This is a genomic window from Hymenobacter gelipurpurascens (genome assembly GCF_900187375.1).
GTDB classification, from domain to species: Bacteria; Bacteroidota; Bacteroidia; order Cytophagales; family Hymenobacteraceae; genus Hymenobacter; species Hymenobacter gelipurpurascens.
This window is the reverse complement of record NZ_FYEW01000002.1, coordinates 1,137,633-1,163,102: the sequence shown is the minus strand read 5'-3', so window position 1 is coordinate 1,163,102 and position 25,470 is coordinate 1,137,633. Positions and strand designations below refer to the sequence as shown.

Sequence of the window (25,470 nt, the reverse complement as noted above, 5' to 3'; positions counted from 1 at the left end):
AGCCGCTCCGGATATCCGGAGCGGCTGTTTTGTTGCAGTAGGTGTGTGGCTCTTACTTACACCGAAGCAGCGGCTGGAGCGTGTTCCATTGGAATCTCTGCGTCAACGCCGAGGCCTTTGGCAATGGCCATGCCTAGGCGGATATCAGCGCGGAACCAGTGGCAGAGCTGGCGCTGCGTGATGAGGTCTTTCTTGGGGCCTTCGATGCCCGACATGGCGCCTACTACGTTGTTGATCAGGTTCTTTTGGGCCTGAGCATCGAGGAGGCGGAACAGGTTGCCGGCCTGGGTGTAGTGGTCATCGTTGCCGGGGCCTTCGTTGCGGTCGTAGCGGGCGGCAAAGCCATCGAGCTCCTGGGCGGGCTCCCCCTGGGCTTTGTCTTCTACGGGGCCGTCGAAGGAGTTGGGGAAGTAGTTCGGGCCGGGGCCGCCGTTGTCGCCGAGGGCCATGCGGCCGTCGCGCTGGTAGTTGCTAAAGCCGAAGGGGCAGGCGTTTACGGGCAGGTGCTCGTAGTTGGCGCCCAGGCGGTAGCGGTGCGCGTCGGGGTAGCTCAAGATTCGGCCCTGCAGCATCTTGTCGGGCGAGTAGCCGATGCCGTCTACCACGTGGGCCGGCGCAAAGGCGGCCTGCTCTACGTGAGCGTGGTAGTTCACGGGTACCTCGTTGAGCTCCATCACGCCCACTTCCTGCAGCGGGAACTCGCCCTGGGGCCACACCTTGGTCAGGTCGAAGGGGTTCCAGCGGAAGTCGCGGGCCTGCTCCTCGGTCATGGTCTGGATGAACATGGTCCACTTTGGAAATTCACCGTTGTCGATGGCATCTAACAGGTCGTGCTGCGCGAAGTCGGCGTCCTCGGCCTTCATCAGGCGGGCTTCTTCGTCGCTGAAGTTCTTGATGCCCTGCTGGGTCCGGAAGTGAAATTTCACCCACACACGCTCATTCTCGGCGTTAATCAGCGAGAACGTGTGCGAGCCGTAGCCGTGCATATGGCGGTAGCCGTAGGGCGTGCCGCGGTCCGACATCAGAATCGTGACTTGGTGCAGACTCTCGGGGTTCAGGCTCCAGTAGTCCCACATCATCGTGGGCGACTTGCGGTTGCTGCGCGCCTCCCGCTTCTGGGTATGAATGAAATCGGTGAACTTCAGCGGGTCCTTCACGAAAAACACCGGCGTGTTGTTGCCTACCAGGTCCCAGTTGCCATCTTCGGTGTAGAATTTCAGGGCGAAGCCGCGCGGGTCACGCTCCGTATCGGCCGAGCCTTTCTCGCCGCCTACGGTGCTGAAACGAGCAAACATCTTGCACTCATTGCCCACTTTGCTGAACAGCTTGGCGCGCGTCAGGTGCGTGATATCGTGCGTAACGGTGAACTTACCGTAGGCGCCGCTACCCTTGGCGTGTACTACGCGCTCCGGAATCCGCTCCCGGTTGAAATGCGCCGATTTCTCGTGCAGGAAATAATCCTGGAGCATCAGCGGACCGCGCGGGCCTGCCGACTGGGAGTTTTGGTTATCGAAAATCGGGCGCCCAGAAGCGGTAGTCAGCTTCTTGGGTTGGGTTGATTCTTCCATAATAGTAAGAGTTAGCAGTGTAAACCGCCGGCGCATTTTAGCATCGGAGGGCTAGCAAAGGTTGAGCTTACTCTGTTATAAAGAAAATCGATTGTTTTTATATAAGTATAGTTTGTGTCTATGATGGTGGCTAGGCCACTAGGAGTACTAAATGTCGAACCCCCTCTGGCCAAAGCGACCAGAGGGGGTTCGATAGAAACCAGGCAGACGTGTATAAGCTAGGCAAGGGAAGTCAGAGTGGCATAGGGTGTTGTAGGCTGAATTTCAGATGCTTACTGCTGCGGGCGGAACAGGTGGATAGTGGCCTGGCCAGACTTCTTGCTGGCTTCCGAAGCAATGTATAGCTCACCAGTGGATGTGAAGGCTAGGCCCTCGGGCTGAGGAAATAGGTCAGTGGGCAGCGAGCTGGCCGCTACAAGCTGGCCGGCCTCATCTAGCTCCACGATGCCGTTCTGGCGCGCTGAGAGGACAAACACGTGGTGTGTGATGGGGTGCACGGCCACGGCAGAGGGCGCGAAGCCTTTCATACCTTCCTTCTTCTTGCCTTTCTTCCCCGGCTTCTTCGGGGAAGCCTCTTGGCTAGGTACACTGGCTACAATGGCTTCCACATTAAGCACGTAGGCAGGAGAGGCCTCAGCCTTGTAGGTACCAGACTGCAACCGGTATACGGCGCGCTTGGTGTCGGGGAGGCTGGCGCCGGGCTCTCCTTTGCAGGCCACTAGCAGCGTTTTTGAAGCTGCATCATACGTCAGGCCTTCAGGCTCATTGGTGAAGGTCAGGCCGGTTTCGTACTCCTGGGTAGTGGTGCCATTATAGCGGAACAGCGTACCGTCGCTGCGCAGAATAAACCAGTCGTTGCCCACGCGGGCCAGGTCCTCGTAGTCGCCGCTTTTCCCAAACTCTACCACGTGGTCTACGCGTTTCGTGGTGAGGTTGTAGTGGTACAGGTTGCCGGTTTCATCTTCCACGCCAGTAATCTGGTCGGAGCCAGTTAGGGCAATGCCCGATAATTCGGCCAGCTCAGACGGCATAGAATACGATGCGGCCGGGCGGGCAAAATCGTAGGCCATAGCCTTGGTGGCCGCTAGGCCAGTAGCCGCAGGAACCTGACCGACAGTGCGAGCAGGAACAACGGGAATACCTGCCAGCGAAGCTACGGGCGTGGTAGGCGAGCCGCACCAAGTAGTGAGCAGTAACAGCGGAAGAAACACAGTTTTCATATCAGAGTAGGAATAAGGTACAGGCAGCAACTGGCCTAGCGGCCGGTGTGCCTTAGTGAGATGTAGCGGCGGTACCAAGCTGGGCCGATTGTCCTTGGCACGCCGCCAGTTGTTGGCGCGTTTGGCGCAACTCCTCCGCTAGCGCGGCCCACGAGGCATCGTCATCATCGTCGTCATCGTCCTCCTCGGCTTCAGTCATGTTATTTAGGGAAGCCGAGGGAGTGGCGCGGGCGGAGCGGTAGCTGGGCGTGAGGCAGTACAGGTTGAGGCCCACCGAAAACAGAAGGGCCAGCGCGAGTAACCACGTCAGGAGAGAGCTGGAAGAACGGGCGGGCGTAGGCATGAGGGTAAGCACGTAAGTATGCTGCAAAGGACCGTCCTCCACATTAACATCATCTGACTACCACATTAAAATAACATGAACGCCTAGGCCACTCCGGAGCCTAAACCGCTGGCAGCCGCACCGAGGCGCGCGTACCTTTCCCCACTTCCGATTCAATCCGTAACTGGCCTGCGTGCACCTGCACAATTTTTTGGGTAATGGGCAGGCCTAAACCATATCCTGGCCTATTGTGGCCATTACTGCCCCGGTATAGCGGCTCCTGAACACGCGCCAGTTCCTCTGGGGGCAGGCCTAGGCCGGTGTCGGAAACGGTAAGCAGAATCTGCTGGGGCGTCTCGTAGGTGAGGGCTACTACCACCGCCGCTGTAGAGTATTTGCAGGCGTTATCCAGCAGGTTAAGCACGGCGGTTTGCAGGAGCTGCGCGTTGCCTTGTACTGTAAATACCGCTTCCACCGACTCGGGCCAGCTGCCAAACTCTACCTGAATGGCCCAGCCAGGGTAGCAGGCCGAACAGATGTCAACGGCCTGCAGTACCACATCATCTAGCTGCACTTGGGCGCGGTGGAAGGAGGTGTCGTCGGCTTTGGCCAGGGCGAGCAGGCCGTTGGTCAGGTCGATGATGCGCTGGATTTCTTCCACCGCCGAGTCGATGCTGCGCTTGGCGGCGGGCAGGTCGGTATCGTAGGCCGAGGCAGTTTCCAGCGTGCCCAGCACATTGGCCAGCGGTGTGCGTAGCTCGTGCGAGGCATGTGATAGAAAGCTTTTCTGGGCCTCGAATGCTTGCTCTAGGCCACTTAGCATCTCGTTAAACGTCATGGCCAACTGCGCAATTTCATCTTGGCGGTTGCCTTCGTTCACGCGCTGGCGCAGGCTAGTAGCGGTAATGCCTTTCACCTCGGCCACCATCCCCGACAAGGGCTTGAGGGAGCGGTTGGCGAAGTACCACGCGGCCCCAATGATGAGTACTAGCGCCCCCAGGTTTCCGCCTAGCAGAATGGAGCGCAGCGTCTCGAACTCCTTGCCGCCAAACTGGTCGCGGCCGGCCACGAAAATAAGGTAGGACTGCCCGTGGTGGCGGTACAACATGCCCAGCGTTTCTACCTTGCCGCGCTGAAAGCGAGCGGGTTGCTTGCGGGTAATCTGGTCAAAATACGCTGTGTCCTGGGTAGGGATGTCGGCGTCTTTCTTTTCCTGCGCAATATGAAAAACCAGGCGGCGCTGCGGGTCATAGATGCTGATGCGCTCGTTGTGCATGGTCAGCAAATCCTTCTTGCGGAAGCTGCGCAGCATCTCGGGCTGCAGGTCGAGGCGGTGAATAAGTAGGTTAGCGGTTTGTTCGGCTTTGGCCTCTAGGCGGTGATAGAAGCGCAGTTCCCGCGCCCGGGCGCTGTAGTAATAGATGAACGCGGTCAGGCAGAGCTGAATGGTCACCACCAGCGCCATAAACCGCAGTATCAGCTTGTTCCGAATCAGCATCAGCCTTCCCGCATCACATAGCCCATGCCCACTACCGTATGAATCAGCTTCGTATCGAAACCTTTATCGAGCTTGCGGCGCAAGTGGCTGATGTACACATCAATCACGTTGGTATTGGTGTCGAAATCCAGCTCCCAAACTTTCTCCGTGATATCGACGCGAGAAATAATTTTGCCCCGGTTCAAGAGTAGGTACTCCAGCAGAGCGTACTCCTTGGCCGTGAGGTCGATGCGCTGCCCACCGCGCATTACGGTTTTGCGCTCCAGGTTCAGTTCCAGGTCCGCCATCTTCAGCACACGCTTCACGGCGCTCTGGTCAGCGTTGCGCTTGGTGAGGGCGCGGGTACGCAGCAGTAACTCCTGAAACTTAAACGGCTTCACGAGATAATCGTCGGCGCCAGCCTCAAAGGCTAATACCTTGTCGTCGAGGCTGTCGAGCGCCGTCAGGAAAAGCACCGGCACGTGCGGATTATCCTCCCGAATGAGCTTACATAGTGCGAAGCCGTTGATGTAAGGTAGGTTCACGTCGAGAATAATCAGGTCGTAGGCCTGCTGCCGGAACAGGGAAAGGCCCATTTGCCCGTCGTAGGCCACATCTAGATCGTAGCCTTCATTCTGAAACCCTTTCTGAATAAAGGAAGCTAGCTTTGGCTCGTCTTCCACCAAGAGTAATTTCATAAGAACAGAGGAGTATAGCAGGTTGAACTACAAACTAGCGCCAGGGTTGCCGTAGCGCCCGGAAAGTGGAGCCGCCGCGGTTGGTCTGCTAGGCCACTGTATAGATAAAGCGCCAGATTCGGAGGTGTGCTATAGGTGCAGGCTATATTTGTGGTATGAATATTCAGCAGTTGGAATACGTGGTGGCGCTTGATACATACCGTCAGTTTGTGCTGGCAGCGGAGAAGTGCCACGTCACGCAGCCCACGCTCAGTATGCAGCTCCAGAAGCTGGAAGAGGAACTGGGCGTTCTGCTCTTCGACCGTACCACGAAAGGTGTGCAGCCTACCGCCGTAGGTGTGAAAGTGGTGCAGCAGGCTCGGCAGGTTTTGCGGGAGGTGCAGCAGCTACGCGAAGTTGTGCAGGTAGAGAAAGACGAGCTGGTGGGGGAGTTGCGCCTAGGCATCATCCCGACGCTAGCGCCCTACCTGGTGCCGCTGTTTCTGGTGGAGCTGGTGGAACGCTACCCCAAGCTGCGGGTGCAGGTGGAGGAACTGCAATCGGCCCAAATTATTCAGCAACTAAAGGATAATCAGCTGGATGTAGGCCTACTGGTAACGCCGCTGGATGATCGGCAGCTGCGAGAGCTGCCTATTTTAGAAGAACCGTTTCTGGGCTACATTTCCGAAGACCACGAGCTGTATCCGCAGGCTACCATTAGTCCCCAGGATATGGGTGCGCCGGGTTTGTGGCTGCTGCAGCAGGGGCATTGCTTCCGCCATCAGGTGCTCAACATTTGCTCCCCGGCTCCCGTTGATACCACGCGGCCCTTTGTCTATGAAAGCGGCTCCATCGAGACCCTAAAGCAGCTGGTGCGCCACAACCATGGCTACACGCTGGTGCCCGAACTCTCGGTGCTGCCGGAGCTTGGTAACCCGATGGTGAAGCGCTTCGAGGCCCCCGAGCCGGTGCGCGAAATCAGTTTAGTTGTGCATCACGGCTTCGTGCGCCTGCCACTGCTGGCTACGCTGCGCGATATTATCCTGCGCCAGGTGCCCGCGCGGCTGCATGCGGGCAAAGCCGGGCAGAAAATCCGGTGGCGCTAGGCCAGTTATAGCTCGACCGCTGGACCCGAAACGGGCAGTTCGCGTAGAAGCACTCTATGCCTGCACCCCTCACCTTTATTGGCCTGCACTACTGGGCCGGCTCCGGCCGCGAGTTTCAACAAGTTGCCGGGTTACTGGCGCCCGAATACACTTTGCTGGCGCCCGACCTTACAGGGTTCGGCGAAGCGGCCCCGCCCACTATCATCAGTGATTATTCTGTGGATGCCTATGCCGATCAGGTGGCTCACTTCATTGCTGAGAAGGGCATAGAACGCTATGTGCTGGTAGGCCACAGTATGGGCGGCAAAATTGCCTTAGCGCTGGCCGCGCGCCAGCCCAGTGGCCTGGCAGGCGTAGCCTTGCTCAGCCCCTCGCCGCCCTCGCCCGAGCCCATGACCGATGAAGACCGGATGGCGAGCATGCGCGCCTACGGCAAGCTGGCTGAAGCCGAAAAAACACTCCAGAAAATAACCGCTAGGCCACTGCCCGAAGCCATTCGGCAGCAAATTCTGCTCGATAACATGCAGAGCACGCGCCTGGCCTGGGATGCCTGGCTGCTGCACGGTTCTCGCGAGGATATCAGCGCCCGCATGGTGCTGGTGGAGGTGCCGTGCACCATTCTGGCCGGCGACCAGGATAATGTGATGTCGCCCTCGGTGCATGGGCTGGAAACCTTGCCGCTGCTGCCCACCGGAACCCACCTCGAAATAATTAGTGGTGCCGGGCACCTGCTGCCTTATGATGCCCCCGAAGAAGTAGCCAGCCTGTTGCGAGCATTTGCAGACAAGCTGTAGCTCCCGAAGTACGGCTTCCTGCTCCAGCCCAAAACCCCGAACTTGCGGCTCCATCCCTCGCCCCGCATGAAATCCTCTCTGCTGCTCGCGCTGTTCTTCGCCCTGACTACTCTCACCACCTGCCGTACCGTCCGCATCACGGATGCCTATGCGGCCTACCCTACCTACGATGGCCCCGACCTCGGCCTGACCTTCGTGCGAGGGCAAGCCCAGCTGCGCGTGTGGGCGCCTACGGCTGAAAAGCTGCAGCTCAAGCTTTACACCGAAGGAACCGGGGGCACGCCGGTGGCGGAATATGCCATGCAAAAAAGCGTAGGCGGCACCTGGGCCTACACGCTGCCGGCCCAGCCGCCGGGCCGGTTTTACGTGGTGCAGGCCACCATCAAAGGCCGCCAGATGGCCGAGGTGCCCGACCCCTACGTGCACGCCGTAGGCCTGAACGGCCAGCGTGGCGCCCTGCTCGACCCCGCCACCGTGAGCCCCGCCCGTTGGGAAGACGACCTGCGCCCCAAGCTCAAGCAAGCCACCGACATTGTAATTGGCGAAATGCACATCCGCGACCTGACCATGCACCCGCAGTCGGGCGTGCAGCACAAGGGCAAGTTTCTGGGCATAGCGGAAACTGGCACCCGCGGTCCGGAAGGAGTGAAGACTGGCCTAGACCACCTGACGGAGCTGGGTCTGACCCACGTGCACCTGCTCCCGACGAATGATTTCGCCTCCGTCGATGAAAGCCAGCTGCAGCAGAACCGCTACAACTGGGGCTACGACCCGCTGAACTACACCGTGCCGGAAGGCTCCTACGCCACCGACCCCGCTGACCCCGCCGCCCGCATTCGGGAGATGAAGCAGCTAGTACAGACAATGCACGGAAGTGGCCTACGGCTGGTGCTGGACGTGGTGTATAACCATACCGCTGATGCCGCCCGTAGCTCCTTCGAGCAGCTGGTGCCGGGCTACTACTACCGCCACAAGCCCGATGGCTCCTATTCCGATGCGGCGGCCTGCGGCAACGAAGTGGCCTCCGAGCGGCCCATGGTGCGCAAACTCATCGTAGAGTCAGTAGCCTATTGGGCCCGGGAATATCATGTCGATGGGTTCAGGTTTGATTTAATGGGCATTCTGGACATCCGGACCATGCGCGCCGCCCGCATTGCCCTGGACCAGGTAGATCATTCCATCTTTATGTATGGCGAAGGCTGGGCCGCTGGGACCAGCCCTTTGCCCGAAATGGAGCGGGCAGTGAAGGCCAACGTGCTGAAGATGGACCGTATTGCCGCATTCAGTGATGAGCTGCGTGATGGCGTAAAGGGCCACTACGCCCGCCAGACCGAACCAGGTTTTGTGAGCGGGCAGCCGGGGCTGGAGGAGAGCGTGAAATTCGGCATAGTGGCCGCCACTCAGCACCCCCAGCTCGACTACAGCAAGGTCAACTACTCCAAAGTGCCTTGGGCCACCTCGCCGGGTCAGGCCATCAACTACGTAGCCTGCCACGACGACCGGGTGCTCTGGGATAAGCTAGTGGTATCGAATCCGGGTGTGTCGGAGCAGGCGCTGATCAAGATGGATCTGCTCAGCAATACCATTGTGTTTACCTCGCAGGGCATTCCATTCTTGCCCGTGGGCGATGATTTTCTGCGCACCAAAGGCGGCTCCCACAACTCCTATAACCTTCCGGATAGTGTTAACCAGCTCGATTGGGCCCGTAAGGCGCAGTATCTCCACATCAACCTGTTATATCGGCAGCTGATAGGCCTACGCAAAGCGCACCCGGCTTTTCGGTTGGCTACTCAGGAGCAAGTGCAGCAACACCTGCAGTTTCTGCCCAATATGCCCGCCGGCACCATCGGGTATCGCCTCACCGACCATGCCGGCGGCGATACCTGGAACAATATTGTGGTGCTATTCAATGGCAACCGCCAAGCCAGCACGGCCACCATTCCGGGAGGCCGCTATACCGTAGTGCTGGAGGGTGCGCAAATCAGTCAGCAGGGAATCAGAAAGCTGGAATCGGGGCAGGAAATTATGACGGTGGATCTGCCCGCCTCCTCTGCCCTGATTCTGGTGCAGCCGTAGGCGCCGCTAGGCCACTGCGCCATAACCGTGGGCGCAGGGAAACGTTCTGTAGGCAAGCTCTTTCCTGAAACCGCTGCCTATGTCTTTTTCCGCCCGAATGCTTGCCGCCCTGCGCCGCCATTGGCCCTATTATCTGGCAGAAGCGGCTGGTATTGCGTTTTTCGTGGTGTGTGCCGGTTCCTTGACCATGCTGTTGGAGCACCCGGCCTCGCCGGTTCGGCAGGCTTTGCAAACCAACGACCTGGCCCGCCATATGCTGTTGGGAGCCGGCATGGTGCTCGTGATTGTGTGCATCGTGTACAGCCCTTGGGGCAAACGCTCGGGCGCCCACATCAACCCCGCCGTAACGCTGGCTTTCTGGCATCTGGGCAAAGTGCGCACGCCTGATGCGGTGTGGTACGTGCTAGGCCAGGTAGCAGGGGCCATTGGCGCGGGACAACTAATGAAGTTCGTTTTTGGGGAATTGTATGCGCACCCCACGGTAAACTACACCGTTACGCAGCCCGTAGGCCTGCCCCGCGGCGAAGCGCTGGCCTTCGGGGCCGAGTTTATCATCTCGTTTATTATGATGGGGGTGCTGCTTTTCGCGCTCCACTCCAAGCGCCTGAAAAACCTGACTGGCTGGCTGATCGGGGCGTTGCTGGCGGTATATATAGTGGTAGAAACCCCTTATTCCGGCATGAGCCTGAACCCGGCCCGCACGCTGGGTACGGCACTGGCCGCCGACAGCTACCGGGGGCTCTGGGTATACTGGGTGGCCCCCCCGCTGGCCATGTGGCTCGTTACGGTGCTGTTCCGTCGCTTTTACCACGGCGAGGCACTCGACTGTGCCGTGCTGGCCGGCTGCGGGCCCGGCATATCGTCCCCGCATACGCCCGAGGAGGAGCCCCCCGTGTACCCGGATGAGAACGGTGAGTAGGTGAAATAGTGAAGTGGTGAATTTGACGTTCTGCCTGCGTAGTTTTTTTTCGGTAACTTCTTGTAGGCAAGTAGAATAGCAAATTGACTGCTTCGCCCTCTCGCCTCTTACTCCAACGAACGGTCGCGGAACAGCACGTAGCCGATGTGCGCGAAAACGCCGAAACGGTGGTTGCGGTCATCGTAGTGAATGGCCTGCACCGACAGTGGACCTACGGGCGTCTGGTACACCAGGCCCGTCATGAGGGTGAGGTAGGGGCGGCTTACGCTGTTAGAGCGGCGTACCAGCACGGGGTTGTCGTAGGCCTGTTTCCAGGGGCGTACCAGCACGTGTGCAAACCCTTCTGTGCGCCATTCAACCCCCGGCAAAATGCTCCGGATATAGCGCAGGCCGGCAGCAGCGTAAGCCGTTCCGCGGTAGTTGTCCAGGAACAGCGTGCGCGAGTCGGGCAGGGGCAGGAATGAGGCCGAGGTGGTCAGGGAAGAGCGGTAGGTGGAGAAGGCGCCCTGGGTGCTGGCTACCGCGTCTACCACGTAGCCCCATGCATTGGTTTTGGAACCTACCGAGTCGGTTTTGGATAACGAGTAGTACTGCTCCGTGAATACGGAGAGCCGCACCCAGCGTTGGTTGTTGGTGCGGTCTTCCACGCCATTGGCCGTGGTGCCGGCCTCGTACTTCTCCTGCCCGGTTACGCCTCGGAAGGCAAATTTCACGCGGCGCCCTTTGGTAGCGTACTGGCGCTGATCCAGCGAGTTACGCTCGAAGCGTAGGCCAGCCGTTACGCCCTGAAACCGGTTGAGGTCTAGCACATCGGTACTGCTCAGCTCTGGGGTGTTGGCAAACCGGTCGCGGTTCGTGAAGGCTCCTACGTCCAGAATGTAGCGGCTGCGGTAGTTCGGGCTGATGCCGATCTGCAACGCCGTTTTCAGGTCGCGCTGCACCAGTTGGGTGTTGTCGGCATTAGTGCCCAGTAGAGAGCCCGTATCCTGATAATTCAGGTTGTTGAACGTAACAACGGGCTCGAAGTAGAGCGGAATCTGGCCCGGAATACTTACCCGGAAAGAGCCCTGCACGGCATTGTAAAAGCGCCCCACGGTGGCATTTCCGCGCACGGTGTAGAGGTAACGCGTGAGGTAGCGGTAGGCCCCGCCCAAGTAAAAATTACTCATGGAGCGCGACGAGAGCAGTACCCCCAGGTCGGCCGTGAGGTTGTTAGCTTGGCGAGCATCAATGCCAAGCGAGTAGCCCTTTTGCTCCTCATCGTAGCGCACCCGCGGATACACGTTGGTAAAGAAGTCGTTGCTAACCAGGCGGAAGTAGCCTTCCTCAATGTCGCTGGGGGTGTAGGTAGAGCCGCTGCGCTGGAAAAACCGGCGCACAAACTCCTGCTGCTGGCGTGGCAGGCCCTGCACCGTAATGCGGGTAAAGTCGGGCTTCGGCGCGCGGTCCTGGAACGCCCGGCGGCGTTGTTGCAGCGCCACGGTGTCTTCGCGCCGCTGAATGCGCTGCATCAGTTGGCCTAGCTTGGCTTCGGTAGCATTTTCGCCAAGCGCTACTAGCCGCCGTACCCGGCCGAAGTCGGCGGCGGTGTAGTCTGCCACATCGGGCTGGATGAATATGCCATTAGGCCCTACTGATAAGGTGTCGGCGGCGTTGGAGCCCAGGAATACCAAGGTGCTGGTTAGCAGTTGGTCGTCTTTCTCCTTGGGGTATTTGCGGAAGGCCACGTCGCCCACGTTCACCCCAATAATTACATCGGGCTTAAACTCCTCCCGGATTACGCCCGTCGGGAAGTTATCAACCACCGCACCATCAAAGAGGTAGCGGCCATCTTCCTGCCGGATAGGGCGGAAGGCCAGCGGAAAAGCCATGGAGTTGCGCACCGCATCGGAAAGAGAGCCGCTGCGCTGCACTACTTTCTGGCGGGTAAACACCTCCGAGGCCACTGCCCGGTAGGGCACAAACAGGTTATCGAAATTATACTTTGCCACGGCACTGGCCGGCGCCAGCATGGTGGCCAGCACGTAGTTGAGCGTGGCATCATTGATGATGCGCGGCGTTACGCGGGTGCGGAAAGCCGTGTCGATGGACAGGCCTAGGTGCAGCGCCGCCGGCGAAGGGTCGGCATCGTAGAAGTTAAAGACCTTGCCTTCGAGAGGGCGGTTGGCCACCCAGTTCTGGAACTCGGGCTTCAGCACAATTTCCTCAATCTCCTCGGGCGAGTAGCCGGCCGCGTACATGCCGCCCACAATGGCACCCATGCTGGTACCCACAATGTAGTCGATGGGGATGCGGTTTTTCTCCAGCACCTTCAGTACGCCCACGTGCGCCAGGCCCTTGGCACCGCCGCCACTTAGCACCAGGCCAACCCGTTGAGCCTGAGCAGTGGATATATTCAGCAGCCACAGGAAAAGCAGCGCCAGCAGAGCGTATTTTTTTGACATATAAGCAGAAACTCGAAACATGAAAAGCCCCGATAGCGGGGCGCGTTTCCGTACGCATACCAGGGTATGGAGTTGCCCCTTTTGCCCTAAACTTCACCTGTTTTTCTGCGGGTGCTGTTCAGGCTAGTTTTTGTGGCAAGCTCAACATTAGGCTGAAGGCGCCGCAGCAGGTTTTATAAGGATAGCCAGCCTACTGCTACCTCACCACTTCCGGAAAATGACGTACACCGCCGCCACCAGCAGCGCAAAGCCCACCACATGGTTCCAGGCTAGTTTATCAGTTTTGAACACGTACACGGCGCAAAAGGTAAACACCGTAAGCGACACTACCTCCTGAATGACTTTGAGCTGAAACAGGTTGAAGGGGCCACCGTTTTCCTCGAACCCAATACGGTTGGCCGGCACCTGAAACACGTACTCAAAAAAGGCCAAGCCCCAGCTAACCAGAATCACGCCGACCAGGCCTAGGCCATGCAGCCAGCTGATTTTCTTGAACTGCAGATGCCCGTACCAGGCAAACGTCATGAACAAGTTGGAAATGGTGAGCAGGGCTACTGTATAGAGGCTTTTCATGAAAGTACAGGGTAAGGAGAAGACCAGGAAGTGGCCTAGCGGCGACCGGGGTAGCGACTAGGCCACTTATCTACCTATTTCGGGCAGTTAGGTTTTCAGGCCACCGCGCTTTCTAGTCCTCGTGCCCGGGTACGGCGGCCGGCGAAGTTTGCGGAGCCTGTGCGGCCTCCCGCGCCAAACGAAGCTGCTCCGCCGCCGATACTTGGCGCGGCAGCTTATCCAGGTCGGGCTGGCCGGCATCAACCCAGGCGGTGTACCAGAAGGCACCCACGAGGCGTAGCGCCAGCCGCATCTGGCGCTCAACCTGCCCATTGAGGCGCTGATGATACTCGCGGGCGAAGTCACGGGAGTAGGCGCGCACGGTCTGGTTGCCGCGCTGCTCAAAGCCATACTTGCGGTCCTCCGGAAACTTCAGCGTCAGTTCCCGCTCAAAGCGTAGCACCGAATCAGTAGCCGCCGCCGACCGGCCTACAGCAGCCCAGATAACATCCGTAGGCCTATCCAGGTAGGGCGCGGGCCCCGTAAAGAAATCATAGCTGCTGCTCAGCAGCTCCGGCAGGCGGCTTTCCCAGAGGGCATGGATGCCGCGCTGGCCCGTAAGCTGGCCGTTGTAGTTGTGGGTGGCATGCAGGGGCACGCAGGCATCGGCAATGTAGTGGCCTAGGTCGGCGGAGATGTGCAGAATCCGGTCGGTTTCGTGGGTCCTGAAGGCCTCCGTGAGCTGGCCTTTCATGCGGGCCACTTGCCAGGGCACTATGCCGTGCCGTAGCAACGAATCTTCGCCGAGTTGGGCCACGGCATCGGCGTAGGAGCGGGGCAGCTTGTACACGGCCGAGTCGCCGTACACGTCTACATCCAGGAAGTGGCGCGGGGCCTCGCCGGGCACTACGGTGCGGCGCGAGTCGGGGCGAGTGGCGTTGTCGGTGAGGTAGTCGATGTTGGCCTTGTAGAACCCGATCATCTCGCGCGGCAGCGTGTACACGGCCAGCCGGTTGATGAGCCGGTGGCTGAAAAAGCCCCAAGCCTGGGAGCGGCTGGGCAATAGTAGAAACAGGAAAGCTATAGCGCCGATACGATTCATAAGTAGATAATAAGCGTCTGATAACTACTAGTATAGGAGGTACCAGCCAAGGCTTAGTCGCGCACCAGCCGGAACAGACTTTCCCGGTACGTTTCGCCCACCGGAATGGCCTTGTCCTGTACGTAAATGGTATTGCCGTCAATCATCGTGATTTTATCCAGTGATACCAGAAACGACTTGTGCACCCGCAAAAACGGCGGCTGCGGCAGCAGCTCAGCTAGCTCTTTCAGGGGCTGATAAGTCACGAGGCGCTGGCCCGGCACATGAATGGCGAGGTAGTTTCCCAGGGCCTCGGCATACAGAATATCGGCGTAATTCACCCGCAGGAACTTGTTTTTGCTTTCGCCCTTCACGAATAGGTAGCCGTTGCCAGGTGTGGTGGGCGTCGTGGTAATAGGCTCCGGTGCGGCTGGTACCAACGCCTGCGCTTTCTGCACGGCCCGCAAGAACCGGTCGAAGGCAATAGGCTTGAGCAGGTAGTCTACTACATCATGCTCAAAGCCTTCCAGCGCATACTCGGGGTAGGCCGTAGTGAGGATGACCTTGCAGCGGTTGCCGCAGATTTTCAGGAACTGTAAACCCGTCAGTTCCGGCATCTGAATGTCGAGAAACACCAGATCGGCGCGGCCTTCCTGCACCCATTGCAGCGCCTCAATGGGGTTGGTAGTAGTGGCCACCATTTCTAGGCCAGGTATCTTCTGCACGTAGGCCGCCAAGAGCCGGCTGGCGTAGGCCTCATCATCAACAGCAATACAGCGCAGCATAGAATACTAACCAGATAAAGAGGGGAGGGGCTACAAGTAAAGCTGCACAATCTGCCGCATACTTCCCCCATGAGGCTAGGCGGCGCTTTCGGCTAAAACTGCCCGACCCGGCGGCGTGGCCGGTGGTAGTGGCCTAGGCCCGTCTAAGGGAAGCAGCAGCCGGGTGTGGTGCACCGAGCCATCATTCTCAATGGCCAGTTCATATTGTTCGGGGTACAGCAAATCGAGGCGACGCCGTAGGTTGGCCAGGCCGATGCCAGTGGTATGGTCTTTCTGGTGGTGGCTGATGTGGTTGTGCACCTCAAATAGCAAGTGCTGGGGCGTGGGGAAGGTTAGCCGGATTTCCACGGGCTTCTCCGCCTGATGAATAATGCCGTGTTTGAGCGCATTCTCCACGAACGGAACCAGCATCAGGGCTGCCACGCGCTGTTCCTGTGGGGCGCCCTGCTGCGTAAACTCCACGAAGAACTTGTCCTCGAACCGCATCCGGTGCAGCGCCAGGTAGTTTTCCAGGTAGGCCACTTCCTGCCGTACTTCCACCTTGCCATCGGGGCTGTCGTGGAGCATGTAGCGCATCAAATCGGAGAGGCGCAACACCGCCTCCGCCAGCGGCTCCGACACGAGATAAGCTTCGGAATAGATGTAGTTGAGCGTGTTATAAAGGAAATGCGGGTTGATCTGGGTTTTGAGGAAGGCCAGCTCGGCCTGGGTTTTTTCCTGGAGTAGCTGGTGGGTTTCGCGCCGCCTTTCCTGCATAAAAGCATCCTGCACGCCCCAGGCCGTGGCGGCTACCATCATCATGGGGAGTCCCCGCTCTACGTTGTCGCGCAGGTAGTGCAGTAAATTCACCTCGCCCGTGTAGTTGCTGAAGCCAAACAGCAGCGGCAGCAGCCCTTGCTCCAGCGCGTAGCGGGTAGCCGCGAATACCACCGGCGCCAGTACTAGGCCTAGCAGCAGGTGCGGCACCCGGTTTTTGCGCAGATACCGCGGGAACAGCAGCAGGAAGCAGTAGTAGAATATGCTCATCATGCTCAGCCGGAAGGTGAACTGCAGCAGGAGCATCTGCCGAAGGTTGGAGAGGTGCTGGCCGTAGATGCCCACGAAGTCGTAGGCCACTAGCAGGCCCCAGCCCAGCAGATGATAGCGCAATGTTTGCCGATTCATGGGCCCGAAGCTAGCGGGAAGCTGCCGGTATTGCACCGCATTTTATGGCAACGCCTGCGCTGCCCGGACAAACACCCGCTTTACCGGTCCGACTGGCCTAGAAGGCGTTGCGCGGGGTTCACATCACATTCCCGAAGGTTGGTATAATAAATTTTCGGGCGGGCAGAGTGGCCTACACATTTGCAGCACTCCCTCCAGCAACCAGCTCCGCCATGAAACTACGCTTCTCTCTCCCGTTAAATTTTTTGCGGCCGCTGTGGCTGCTGGCCCTTCTGCTGGGCACGGCTTCGGTTGCCGTGGCTCAGCAGCCACTGGAGGTGCTGATAGTGGCTTCGTCGCACGTCAATATGAGCCCGGCCGAAGAGTACCGCCCCATCATTGAGAAGCTCAAGGCCTACAAACCCGAGATGGTGTTCAGCGAAAACGTGTCGGCCACCGAAATGCAGCAGATGCCCGATGATGCGTATCCGCGTGCCCTATTTCTGCCGCGCTATCGCTACGTGCAGCAGCGCAACCCCAAGGCCAAGCCCCTAACTGCCCGGGCCGTTGCCAAGGCCGATAAGTCCCTGATGGACTTTCCATACTACCACAAAACGCGCATGAATCTGGCGCTTAGTCATATACTCAGCTACGATCGGGCCAATTCGGAATACCAGCTGTACGTGCTCGACGAGCACATGAAGCCCCGGTTTGGCAAGCAGGAACTGGCCTACTACAACCAGGTTTTCGGCGGCTCCGATTCGTTGCGCCGCAAAAAGCTGGTGCGCCCCACCAGCGAGTATCAGACGATATTCTTCCCTCTGGTCTACGAGCTGCAGCAACCCCGCATCTACTCTATGGACTGCCAGCGGTATAATGAGTCCTGGGGCCAGGCCTGGCAACATGCCAGCGAAGCAGTAAAGAATCTGAAAGCCCGCGCAAAAGCCGACCCAACGCTGCCTGAAGCGGCTACCGTACAGAAAATAGCTGCTTCCTCAACCGCGTACAACAACTTCTGGAAAGACAGTGAGACAAGCTTACAGGCCTATCAGGCAATGAGCACCCCACGCTACGATACGCTCGACGAAGCCGTGAACTTCTACGGCGGCGAGGCGCTATACGGGGCACCCGGCTTTCCTACCGAGCAGATACAAGCCATGAAAGCACAGTGGAAGCTGCGCAACGAGGGCATGTGCGCCAACATCGTGCGGCAGGCCCGCGCCCAGGGAGCCCGGCGCGTGGTGGTAGCAGTAGGGGCCTCACACGGCCACACCATGCGGGATATGCTCAACCAATTGCCCGGTGTGAAGGCCGTCGGCTTCAATGACTTACCCTAACAATTTCTGCCTTTTATCTATCTGGTGTGCGGTATTGAAGTGACCATACAGGGTGTGCTATACCAAAAGAAGCCGACCGCAGTAGCTACTGCGGTCGGCTTCTTTTGGTGTGTAGTGGCCTAGGAATGTGGCCTAGCGCCGGCCCTGGCCCGCAAACCGCATGCGGTAGTCGGCACTCACGTCGCCTTTGCTGATGCGGGTTAGCTTGCCTTTCAGCAGCTGCTTCTTCAAACCCGAAACGTAGTCGGTGAAGAGTACGCCTTCCAGGTGGTCATACTCGTGCTGAATCACGCGGGCTGTCATGCCCGAGAAGGTTTCTTCGTGCTGCTGGCGGTTTTCATCCTCAAAGCGCAGCGTAACTACCGGCTTGCGGTACACCGTTTCGCGGATGCCCGGAATGCTCAGGCAGCCTTCTTCAAAGCCCCACTCCTCACCAGTTTCATTTACTATCTGTGGGTTGATGAAGGCCCGCTTCACGGGGGCCGCAGTTGGCTCCGGGATAATCGGTTTGCCATCCTCGTCCTCATCCAGCATCGGCTCCGAGTCAACTACAAACAGGCGGATGCTTTTGCCAACCTGCGGGGCTGCCAGGCCTACGCCGTGGGCATGGTACATGGTATCATACATGTCCTGGATCAGCTGCTTCAGTTCGGAGGCAGAGAAATCGGCAGGCAAGGATTTGGCCGGCGCCTTCAACACCGGGTCGCCAAAGGCAACAATGGGGTAAATCATCGGGATTCGAGGAAAGATTGCAGTATCAGGGTGGCGCTTACGCGGTCTACGGTGGCTTTATCGCGGCGGTCTTTCTTGCTTAGGCCACCGGCCAGCATAGCGGCATGGGCCATGCGGGAGGTAAACCGCTCGTCTATCTCATGCACCGGCACCTCCGGAAACTCCTTGCGTAGCCGCCGCACTACGCCCACTACAGCGCTGGTCGAGTCGGTGGCTTCGTTCTGAAGGTTTTTGGGCATGCCAATCACCAAAGCAGAAAGCGGTTCGCGCAGGTGGTAGGCCTTCAGGTAGGCCACCAAATCCTGGCTGTGCACCGTGTCGAGGGGCGTGGCAATGAGCTGGAGCGGGTCGGTTACGGCCAGCCCCACGCGCTTATTGCCGTAGTCGATGGCAAGAATTCGGCCCATCAAAAAGTAGACGTGTAAAGCGAAAATCCGGCGAGCCAAGAAGTTAGGCCCACTGTAGTACAAAGATACGGCACTCCCCGACAAAGGTGGTAGTTCTATTTCCACATCGCAATCCGATAGTGGGGCAGTGGCGTACGTTGGCCGGGTTAAACTTCTCATTCGCTGAACTTTTTAATTCTTCATAAAATGATAAAACTACGTTTGTATACTCTTAACTGTCAAGTAGTTTCGAAATTGGATTATCACCCCAAAATGGTAAGTATATTGGGTTAATTTTACAAAAAATTGCACTGTTATTCGAAAATGCCTATTCCCCTATGTAGGCCATGGCTTTCTTAGAAAAGTTTTAATAGTTTTGAAGACCTGTCTGTATTGATTTCCGCTGTATATCGCCTAAACTCTTACTCTCTCAACGCTTTATGAACACCGAGCCGAAGGACTCGCCGCTACCCGCGACGGAGCCGGCCCCGCAGAATACGCGGCGGCAGGTGCGTCTGCCGCTGCTGTTGGCGCTAGCGTTGTGCTGTGGGATTTTGTTGGGATCTAACCCGTTTAAGCCTTCCGATCAGAACCCCGACGGCACGGCCCGCGGCTATCTAAAGTTCAAAGAGATACTCAGCTACGTAGACCGCGATTACGTGGACTCCGTGAATGCGGAAGAGCTGTCGGATTACGCCATCAGCCGGATGCTGGAGCGCCTTGATCCGCACTCCGTATTTATCCCGGCCAAGCAGCAGCAGCAGGCTTCCTCCTTTCTACAGAGCGATTTTGATGGGGTAGGAGTGGAGTTCAACATCTTCCACGATACCGTAACGGTGGTTTCGCCGCTGAGCGGTGGCCCCGCCGAGCAAGCTGGCCTACAGCCCGGCGACAAGATTCTGGCCGTGAATGGCGCCCGGGTATCTGGCATGCACACTACCACGGAGCAGATGTTCAATAAGCTGCGCGGCACCCGCGGCAGCACGGTTCTGCTTCAGATCATCCGGCGCGGGATGAGCCGCGCCATGAATGTGCAGGTGACGCGCAACCGCATCCCGAACTCGTCAGTCGATGTGGCCTACATGGTCGATAACCAGACGGGCTACATCAAAGTAAGTCGTTTTGCCACGGGTACTTACGATGAGTTCAAAGCCGCCCTCGGCGACCTGCGCCGCCAGGGGCTTACCCGCCTCGTGCTGGACCTGCGCGGCAACCCCGGCGGCTACCTCGACCGCGCCACCAAAATGGCCGATGAGTTCATCGGGGGCACCAAAAAGATTGTGTACACCGATGGCAAAGGCGACCAGTACGATACCCAAACGTACTCCCGCGTAGCCGGCGAGTTTGAGGAAGGCCCGCTGGTAGTACTGGTAGACGAAGGCAGTGCCTCCGCTGCCGAAGTGGTGGCCGGCGCTCTGCAAGACCAAGACCGCGCTTTGGTAATTGGCCGTCGCACATTCGGCAAGGGCTTGGTGCAGCAGCCCATTACCCTCAACGATGGCTCGGAGCTGCGCCTGACAATTGCGCGCTACTATACGCCCTCGGGCCGGAGCATTCAAAAATCCTACAGAGGTGGCCTAGAGGCCTACGAGCAGGATCTGAAAAACCGTCAGCAACACGGCGAGTTCTTCCACGCCGATAGCATCCACTTCGCCGACTCGTTGCGCTACCGCACGGCCCACGGCCGCACCGTGTACGGCGGCGGCGGTATCATGCCCGATGTGTTTGTACCGCGCGATACCATGGCTTTTTCGGCCTACTACACGCGTTTGCAAAGCCATAACCTGGTGCGCAAATTCGCGCTCGATTATGTGCAGGCCCACAAAACAGAGTTGGAGGCTTTGCGCTTCGAGCAGTTCAGCCAAGGCTTCCGTATCAGCGATGCTCAGCTTCAACAGCTTGTTGCGCAAGGAACACAGGAAGGGGTTGCCGCTGATGCTACTGGCCTACGCCGGTGCTCCGGCTTGCTTCGCGGCCAACTGAAGGCCCTGATTGCCCGCAGCGCCTATGGCAAATCGGCATACTTCCAGGTGCTAAACGAAGAAGATGCTGAGATGCAGCAGGCGCTGCGGGTAGTAAATGATGGCAGCTCGACCCTGATGAATGGGTTGTCGATGAAATAAGAAAATTGCTTGACGCATACAAAGGCAGAGGCCGAAGCAACATGTTGCTTCGGCCTCTGCCTTTGTACTGTATACCAGTAGAATGCTCTATTTCTTAGCTATATCCTGCACCCGAAACTGCTGTTGTAGGCCACTCACCGGCTGGCCATCAGCTTCGGCGTAGGGATAGATAAAGTAGTTGAGCGCCCCACCATGCTGCCGCGGAGCCAGTAGCAGGTCGCGGCCCCGGGTGAATTCCAGGCGGTTTTCATCGTGGGCTCCGAAGAAGTAGGCACGCTTGGCCGGGTTCTTGGCTGCCTCAGAAGCATCAACAGGTACCCAGCCGGTTTCTTTGGTGTAGAACTCGGCCCAGCAGTGGTAGCCTTTCACCTCGGCGGAGCCACGCTCAGGGGGCAGTGGGAAGCCAATGCTGAAGCGGGCCGGGATACCTACTGCCCGGCAGTACCCAATGAACACGGCGTGAAAATCGGTGCAGTTGCCGCGGCGGGCGTCGCAGGCGTAGTAAATGTCGCCGCGGCCCCAACCCTGGCCAGTCTTGTCGTAGGTCACGGTGCTTACCACATGCTCATAAATGGCTTTGGCTTTCTCCAGGTCGGTTTTGGCGTGGGCCTTTGCTACTACTTCCTGCGCCCAGAGCCGGATTTTAGGATCGAGGGGGACTAGGCTGTCAGCCGCCAGCCAGCGGTTCATGTTTGGGTCGGCGGGGGCTAGCTCTTTCCGGGTTACCGTTTGGCCGGCGAGGGTGGGGTTGAGGTGCTCACGCCGGGTGGCCTGCAGCTTCATGCTCACGGTAAAGCCCTGCAGGGCCGTACCCGTGGCATGCAGGTGCAGTACGCGGTTGCCATAAGAGCTGGTCTTGACCTCGTAGGCCACTGGTGCTGTGATTTTAAGGTCGCGGATGTCCTGCGACTTATCATCGTGCGGTACGGGCAGCCAGAGGTCCACCTCCTTCACGCCAGCTGCCTGGGCCGGTACCGTAGTCGTGTATTCGAAATTGAACGTGCGCGTGCGCGGCTCCGCTGTTTTGGGCGTCGAGGCAACGGAGAACAGGCCTAGGCCAGTCAGCAGGAGCGGCAAGAGGCGGAGAGATAGAGAAGACACAGACCGAAGTAAGCAGTTGAGATAAAGCGCAAAGATACTGTAGGAGTAGAGGTTCAACTAGGATGCAGTCAGATTGGTTGCAACGTGGACCGGAGTGAGGTCAACAACCAAACCTTCTTACCTTCACGTTACCTACCTACCCACTCGTATTTCCCACCCAACTCAATTCTGCACCATGGCTTTCTACCACCGCCTCGGCCAGATTCCGCGCAAGCGCCACACCCAGTTCCGCCAGCCCGACGGCTCCTTGTACTCGGAGCAGCTGGTAGGTACGTTGGGCTTCCATGGCGTTTCGTCGCTGCTCTATCACAAGCACCCGCCCACCGAAATCCGTACGGTAGGCCAGCCCGAGCCGTTTGCGCCTAAGCTGCTCAAAGACCGCCCCCTGGAGCCGGCCCACCTGCGCACCCTGGCCCAAACTACCACCGGCGGTGACTACCTGCAGGCCCGCCAAACCATGCTCGGCAACGCCGACGTGACGCTCAGCATCTGCAACCCCACGGAGCGGCGCATGGACTACTACTACAAAAATGCCCTGGCCGACGAGGTCATCTTCGTGCACGAGGGCCGTGGCGAGCTGTGGAGCCAGCTGGGCAAAGTAGCCTTCGAGCCCGGCGACTACGTCATCATTCCGCGCACCATCATTCACCAGCTACACTTCGAGGAAGGCCCCGTGCGCCTGCTCATCATCGAGTCGTTTAGCCCCGTGGAAACGTGCCGGCGCTACCGCAACCACTTCGGGCAGCTGCTGGAGCACTCGCCCTACTGCGAGCGGGATATCCGGCCACCTTCTGAATTGGTAGAAGGCGACGAGCGGGAAGCAGGCGAGTACGTAGTCAAGATCAAGAAAGACGGCCTGCTGCACACCCTCACCTATGGCCACTCGCCCTTTGATGTAGTAGGCTGGGACGGGTACTTCTACCCCTACGCCACTAGCATTCACGACTTTGAGCCGATTACGGGCCGCCTACACCAGCCACCACCCGTGCACCAACACTTCGAGGGACACAACTTCGTCATCTGCTCCTTCGTGCCGCGCCTCTTCGACTATCACCCGCTGAGCATTCCGGCCCCATACAACCACTCCAACGTCGATTCTGATGAGGTGCTGTATTATGTGGCCGGCAACTTCATGTCGCGTAAGGGCGTGGATCTGGCCTCGTTTACCTGGCATCCTAGTGGCATTCCGCACGGCCCGCACCCCGGCACCGTGGAGGCCAGCATCGGCAAAAAGGAAACCCACGAGCTAGCCGTAATGGTGGACACTTTTCGCCCGCTCTACCTCACGGAAGCGGCTCTGCCTTACGTAGATGGCCGCTACCCCATGAGCTGGCAGCCCGGCTTCGTGCCCGACCCGCCGCGCTCCGCCGATATGATGGATTAGTAAGTGGCCTAGGCCATTACAAACCAGAAGAGGATGTCTAGCAATAGGCATCCTCTTCTGGTTTGTAATGGTTCAGCTTGCGGCTAGGCCTGTATAGGAGCGGAGTTTAAGGTGCGAGCTAGCAGGAGAACCGAGTAGAAGTAGATTTCGTAACTTCCGCTCAAACTGCAATAAACATGAAAAAAGTCCTCTTTCTAGCTCCCCTCTTAGTTCTGCTGGCTTTCCTCTCTAGCTGCGAAAAGATCAATGACTTATTGACTTTCACTATCGAGGATTCGCAATCGGTAAAAATTGCCACCGGCTTCCCGGTAAATGTAGTCACGCCGGTTTCTCCCCTGACTGTGCCCACCCGTTCCGACGAGAAGTTCAAGAACGAAAACACCAGCGCCGATTTGGTAAAGGATGTGAAGCTCGACCGCCTCACGCTTACCGTCACCGACCCCAGCTCCGAAAACTTCGACTTCCTGAGCAGCATCAGCCTCTACATTAGCACCGATGCCAACGACCGGATTCTGCTGGCCTCTATGGACAACGTGCCGATGGGCGTAAATACCATCCAGCTGACGCCCACCACAGCGAAGCTCGACAAGTACATTAAAGCCAGCAGCTACACGCTATCCACCGAAGCCCGCATCCGCAAAGCCATTAGCAAGGACATCACCATCCGTGCCGACTCGCGCTTCAAAGTAACCGCCGACCCACTCTAGGCCACTTCTAGGCCTCTGCAGCAGGCCATATTCCCTAAAGCACGTCATCCTGAGTGCAACGAAGGATCTTCTCACGCTACAACAGGCTCCTAGGCCAGTCGTTCAAACGCGAGAAGATCCTTCGCTGCACTCAGGATGACGTGCTTTTTTGGTTGAAGTTCTATTTCAACAACTCGTGCAGCACGGTTTGCATGGAGAATACCCGGTTGCCCGCCTCCTGAATCACCAGGGAATTCGGCGAATCCAGAATAGCGTCCGATACTTCCACGTTGCGGCGCACCGGCAGGCAATGCAGGAATTTGGCGTCGTTAGTGCCCGCTATATGCTCCGGTGTCAGCATCCACGAGGGGTCGTTGCTAATTACTTGCCCGTAATCTTGGTAGCTGCTCCAATTCTTGGCCTGCACAAAGTCGGCACCTTCCAAAGCCTTCTTCTGGTCGTACTCAATGCGGGCGCCTTTCGTGAACTTGGGGTCCAACTCGCAGCCCTCGGGATGGGTGATAACGAAGTCCACCCAGTCTACTTCCGAGAACCAATCACAGAAGGAGTTGGGCACGCACTGGGGCAGGGCGCGCACATGCGGGGCCCAAGTTAGTACTACTTTCACGCGCTCTTTTTCCTTGGTCTCCGCTACCGTAATCAAGTCAGCAAACGACTGCAAAGGATGCAGCGTGGCGCTTTCCAGGCTTACTACAGGCACAGTGGCGTACTTCAGAATCTTGTTGAAGACTTCCTCGCTATAGTCGGCCTCGCGGTCCTTGAGCGTGGGGAAGGTGCGCACGCCCAGCACGTCGCAGTACTGGCTCATCACGGCAATAGCTTCCTTAATGTGCTCCTGAGTGCCGCCGTTCATCACCGCGCCATCGGCCATTTCCAGCGTCCAGGAATCAGCGCCGGCGTTCAGCACCCAGGCTTGCGCACCCAGGTTGTAGGCTGCCTTCACCGAGCTAAGCCGGGTACGCAGGCTAGGGTTGAAGAAGATCAACCCTACGGTTTTGTTACGCCCAATGTGCTGGTAGCCAAACGGATTCGCCTTGATTTCTAGGGCTTGCTGCAACAGAGTTTTGTAGTCGCCCGCATCTGCGAAGGAGGTGAAGTTTTTCATTTAGTGGGTGTTGAGTGGCCTAGGCCTAAAAACTAAAAGAACGTTATGCTGAGCTTGCCGAAGCATCTCTACCGCTTCGTAGGCTAGTTAGCCGCTCCATGTTTCCAAATCGATAGTATTCCAATCGGGATTAAACGCCGTAATCAACGCATCCTTTTTACTGCGTGTCCAGCCTTTCAGCTGCTTTTCTCGCGTAATGGCTTGAGTAACATCTGGGCAAAGCTCAAAGTACACTAGCAAATCCGCCTGATACCGGCCAGTAAATTTACCAGCATCACCCCGGCCACTGCTGTGCTCGGAAAGCCGCCTCGTGAGGTCATTGGTAACACCGATGTACAGGACAGTTTTAGTCGGATTGGTCAGGATGTAGATGTACATGTATCTACGGTACGAAGAAAATCAGAACGTCATGCTGAGCTTGTCGAAGCATC

Annotated in this window: 23 protein-coding genes; 8 read left to right on the top strand and 15 right to left on the bottom strand. The window is 58.1% G+C overall.

Annotation, left to right across the window (positions count from 1 at the left end):
• Positions 1–56: 56 nt before the first annotated feature.
• The 5 genes from CFT68_RS16785 to CFT68_RS16765 all read right to left on the bottom strand — a co-directional run bounded on the left by CFT68_RS16785 (position 57) and on the right by CFT68_RS16765 (position 5,285).
• Positions 57–1,568, bottom strand: coding sequence for a catalase (locus CFT68_RS16785; protein ID WP_088845116.1), 1,512 nt, complete (start codon positions 1,566–1,568; stop codon positions 57–59).
• A gap of 272 nt (positions 1,569–1,840) precedes the next feature.
• Positions 1,841–2,788 (bottom strand): SdiA-regulated domain-containing protein, encoded by a 948-nt coding sequence (locus CFT68_RS16780; protein WP_088844674.1) that lies wholly within the window; start codon positions 2,786–2,788, stop codon positions 1,841–1,843.
• A 52-nt stretch (positions 2,789–2,840) separates the two neighbouring features.
• Positions 2,841–3,158 carry a hypothetical protein gene (locus CFT68_RS16775; RefSeq protein WP_212590427.1) on the bottom strand — a complete coding sequence of 106 codons (318 nt, stop codon included), beginning with the start codon at positions 3,156–3,158 and terminating at the stop codon, positions 2,841–2,843.
• A 73-nt stretch (positions 3,159–3,231) separates the two neighbouring features.
• Positions 3,232–4,608 (bottom strand): ATP-binding protein, encoded by a 1,377-nt coding sequence (locus tag CFT68_RS16770; RefSeq protein WP_088844672.1) that lies wholly within the window; start codon positions 4,606–4,608, stop codon positions 3,232–3,234.
• Entirely contained in the window at positions 4,608–5,285 is a 678-nt protein-coding gene (locus tag CFT68_RS16765; protein ID WP_088844671.1) for a response regulator, read from the bottom strand. The genes CFT68_RS16770 and CFT68_RS16765 overlap by 1 nt, the downstream gene beginning before the upstream one ends.
• Positions 5,286–5,440: 155 nt before the next feature.
• Here CFT68_RS16765 and CFT68_RS16760 point away from each other — a divergent pair, with 155 nt between their 5' ends.
• From CFT68_RS16760 to CFT68_RS16745, 4 genes are all read left to right on the top strand, one after another.
• Positions 5,441–6,370: a LysR substrate-binding domain-containing protein gene (locus tag CFT68_RS16760; protein ID WP_088844670.1), complete on the top strand. Its 930-nt coding sequence runs from the start codon at positions 5,441–5,443 to the stop codon at positions 6,368–6,370.
• A gap of 56 nt (positions 6,371–6,426) precedes the next feature.
• Positions 6,427–7,164 carry an alpha/beta fold hydrolase gene (locus tag CFT68_RS16755; protein WP_088844669.1) on the top strand — a complete coding sequence of 246 codons (738 nt, stop codon included), beginning with the start codon at positions 6,427–6,429 and terminating at the stop codon, positions 7,162–7,164.
• 66 nt (positions 7,165–7,230) lie between these two features.
• On the top strand, positions 7,231–9,240 hold the full coding sequence (gene pulA, locus CFT68_RS16750) for a type I pullulanase (protein ID WP_088844668.1): 2,010 nt from the start codon (positions 7,231–7,233) through the stop codon (positions 9,238–9,240).
• Positions 9,241–9,319: 79 nt separating this feature from the next.
• Complete coding sequence (locus CFT68_RS16745; RefSeq protein ID WP_088844667.1) at positions 9,320–10,159, top strand: MIP/aquaporin family protein; 840 nt, start codon at positions 9,320–9,322, stop codon at positions 10,157–10,159.
• A gap of 107 nt (positions 10,160–10,266) precedes the next feature.
• Here CFT68_RS16745 and CFT68_RS16740 read toward each other — a convergent pair whose 3' ends face one another.
• The 5 genes from CFT68_RS16740 to CFT68_RS16720 form a co-directional block, all read right to left on the bottom strand.
• Positions 10,267–12,603: a patatin-like phospholipase family protein gene (locus CFT68_RS16740; protein ID WP_170934841.1), complete on the bottom strand. Its 2,337-nt coding sequence runs from the start codon at positions 12,601–12,603 to the stop codon at positions 10,267–10,269.
• Positions 12,604–12,804: 201 nt separating this feature from the next.
• Positions 12,805–13,176 (bottom strand): DMT family protein, encoded by a 372-nt coding sequence (locus CFT68_RS16735; protein ID WP_088844665.1) that lies wholly within the window; start codon positions 13,174–13,176, stop codon positions 12,805–12,807.
• 112 nt (positions 13,177–13,288) lie between these two features.
• On the bottom strand, positions 13,289–14,257 hold the full coding sequence (locus CFT68_RS16730) for a zinc dependent phospholipase C family protein (RefSeq protein WP_088844664.1): 969 nt from the start codon (positions 14,255–14,257) through the stop codon (positions 13,289–13,291).
• 53 nt (positions 14,258–14,310) lie between these two features.
• Positions 14,311–15,021 carry a LytR/AlgR family response regulator transcription factor gene (locus CFT68_RS16725; protein ID WP_088844663.1) on the bottom strand — a complete coding sequence of 237 codons (711 nt, stop codon included), beginning with the start codon at positions 15,019–15,021 and terminating at the stop codon, positions 14,311–14,313.
• 75 nt (positions 15,022–15,096) lie between these two features.
• A complete protein-coding gene (locus CFT68_RS16720) occupies positions 15,097–16,185 on the bottom strand; it encodes a sensor histidine kinase (RefSeq protein WP_088844662.1) in 1,089 nt (362 codons plus the stop codon).
• 212 nt (positions 16,186–16,397) lie between these two features.
• Between CFT68_RS16720 and CFT68_RS16715 the strand changes: the two genes are divergently transcribed.
• Positions 16,398–17,501 (top strand): DUF5694 domain-containing protein, encoded by a 1,104-nt coding sequence (locus CFT68_RS16715; RefSeq protein WP_141106603.1) that lies wholly within the window; start codon positions 16,398–16,400, stop codon positions 17,499–17,501.
• A gap of 132 nt (positions 17,502–17,633) precedes the next feature.
• Here the strand turns inward: CFT68_RS16715 and def are convergent, their stop codons facing one another.
• Positions 17,634–18,233, bottom strand: a complete 600-nt coding sequence (gene def, locus CFT68_RS16710) for a peptide deformylase (protein ID WP_088844660.1) — start codon at positions 18,231–18,233, stop codon at positions 17,634–17,636.
• Complete coding sequence (gene ruvX / locus CFT68_RS16705; protein ID WP_088844659.1) at positions 18,230–18,640, bottom strand: Holliday junction resolvase RuvX; 411 nt, start codon at positions 18,638–18,640, stop codon at positions 18,230–18,232. Before ruvX ends, def begins: the two co-directional genes overlap by 4 nt.
• Before the next feature lie 419 nt (positions 18,641–19,059).
• Between ruvX and CFT68_RS16700 the strand changes: the two genes are divergently transcribed.
• A complete protein-coding gene (locus CFT68_RS16700; RefSeq protein WP_088844658.1) occupies positions 19,060–20,742 on the top strand; it encodes a S41 family peptidase in 1,683 nt (560 codons plus the stop codon).
• 87 nt (positions 20,743–20,829) lie between these two features.
• Here CFT68_RS16700 and CFT68_RS16695 read toward each other — a convergent pair whose 3' ends face one another.
• Positions 20,830–21,843, bottom strand: coding sequence for a transglutaminase-like domain-containing protein (locus tag CFT68_RS16695; protein WP_245815421.1), 1,014 nt, complete (start codon positions 21,841–21,843; stop codon positions 20,830–20,832).
• A gap of 175 nt (positions 21,844–22,018) precedes the next feature.
• Here CFT68_RS16695 and CFT68_RS16690 point away from each other — a divergent pair, with 175 nt between their 5' ends.
• Complete coding sequence (locus tag CFT68_RS16690) at positions 22,019–23,227, top strand: homogentisate 1,2-dioxygenase (RefSeq protein WP_088844657.1); 1,209 nt, start codon at positions 22,019–22,021, stop codon at positions 23,225–23,227.
• 176 nt (positions 23,228–23,403) lie between these two features.
• Complete coding sequence (locus tag CFT68_RS16685; protein WP_088844656.1) at positions 23,404–23,934, top strand: hypothetical protein; 531 nt, start codon at positions 23,404–23,406, stop codon at positions 23,932–23,934.
• Positions 23,935–24,094: 160 nt separating this feature from the next.
• Here the strand turns inward: CFT68_RS16685 and CFT68_RS16680 are convergent, their stop codons facing one another.
• Together CFT68_RS16680 and CFT68_RS16675 are read right to left on the bottom strand one after the other, a co-directional pair.
• Positions 24,095–25,039, bottom strand: a complete 945-nt coding sequence (locus CFT68_RS16680) for a Rossmann-fold NAD(P)-binding domain-containing protein (protein WP_088844655.1) — start codon at positions 25,037–25,039, stop codon at positions 24,095–24,097.
• Between the two features lie 87 nt (positions 25,040–25,126).
• Positions 25,127–25,417, bottom strand: coding sequence for a GIY-YIG nuclease family protein (locus CFT68_RS16675; RefSeq protein WP_088844654.1), 291 nt, complete (start codon positions 25,415–25,417; stop codon positions 25,127–25,129).
• Between the last annotated feature and the right edge of the window lie 53 nt (positions 25,418–25,470).